General features: G+C 69.1%; 1 protein-coding gene. It reads left to right on the forward strand.

Annotation, left to right across the window (positions count from 1 at the left end):
* The coding region (locus AB0M73_RS49750; protein ID WP_363907240.1) for a thiamine pyrophosphate-requiring protein at positions 1–1,368 on the forward strand (1,368 nt) is incomplete at its 5' end.
* Positions 1,369–1,532 lie beyond the last annotated feature (164 nt).

Below are 1,532 nucleotides of genomic sequence, written 5' to 3' on the forward strand. Positions count from 1 at the left end.
CTGGACCGGGCGATCCGGGTGGCCGAGGCCGAGCGGGCTCCGACGGCCCTGATCATTCCCAGCGACCTTCAGGAAATGCCGTACTCGCCGCCCGAGCACGTGTTCAAGCAGTCGCCGTCCAGCCCGCCGAGCCACCCGCACACCACGATGGTGCCCGATCCCACCGAGCTGGAACGCGCCGCCGAGGTGATCAACGCCGGTTCGAAGGTGGCGATCCTGGTCGGGCAGGGGGCGCGGGGCGCGGCCGACGAGGTCCGCCAGCTGGCGGAACTCACCGGCGCGGGGGTGGCCAAGGCGCTGCTGGGCAAGGACGTGCTGCCCGACGATCTGTCCTATGTGACCGGTTCGATCGGATTGTTGGGCACGCGTCCCAGCTACGAGATGATGACCGACTGCGACACGCTGCTGATCATCGGCTCCAACTTCCCGTACTCGCAGTTCCTTCCGGAGTACGGCAAGGCCCGCGGCGTCCAGATCGACATCGACGGCAAGTTCATCGGCATGCGCTACCCGACCGAGGTCAACCTGGTCGGCGACGCGCGGGCGACCCTGGCCGCACTGCTGCCCAAGGTCGAGCGCAAGGAAGACCGCAAGTGGCGGGAAACCGTGGAGCGCATCGTCTCCCGCTGGTGGGAGACGATGGAGCGGGAGTCGATGGTCTCCGCCGACCCGATCAACCCGATGCGCATCACGTGGGAGCTGTCCTCCCGCATCCCGGACAACGCGATCGTCACCTCGGACTCCGGCTCCGCCGCCAACTGGTACGCCCGCACACTGCGGCTGCGCGGCGACATGCGAGGTTCGCTGTCCGGGACGCTGGCGACCATGGGACCTGGCGTGCCGTATGCCATCGGCGCCAAGTTCGCGCACCCGGACCGGCCGGTGATCGCGCTCGTCGGGGACGGCGCGATGCAGATGAACGGCCTGGCCGAGCTGATCACCATCGGCCGCTACTACGACCGCTGGACCGATCCCCGCTGCGTGATCTGCGTGCTGCACAACAATGACCTGAACCAGGTGACGTGGGAGCTGCGGGCCATGGGCGGCGCCCCCAAGTTCGAGGAGTCCCAGGCGCTGCCGGACATCGACTACGCCGGCGTCGCCCGTTCCTTCGGCCTCGGCGGCATCTCGGTCACCGACCCGGACCGCCTCGGCCCGGCCTGGGACGAGGCGTTGTCCGCCGACCGGCCCGTGGTGCTGGACGTGCACTGCGACCCGAACGTGCCGCCGATCCCGCCGCACGCCACCTTCGAGCAGGTCAAGGCGGCGGCCGAGTCCGTGCTCAAGGGTGATCCCGACGCGTTCAGCCTGGTCACCCAGGGCATCAAGACCAAGCTGCAGGAGTTCGTGCCCGGCCGGCGCAAGTGACCAGGACCCGACCACCGGCCCTAGAGCTGCCGCCGATCCACGTTCGGCGGCAGCCCAAGGGCAGCGCGCTCGAAGAGACGCTGTTCACCACCGATCACAAGCGGATCGGGGTGATGTACCTCGTCACCACGTTCGCGTTCTTCCTGCTCGGCGGCGCGCTCGCG

This window comes from Kutzneria sp. NPDC051319, from assembly GCF_040682195.1.
Classification (GTDB): Bacteria; Actinomycetota; Actinomycetes; order Mycobacteriales; family Pseudonocardiaceae; genus Kutzneria.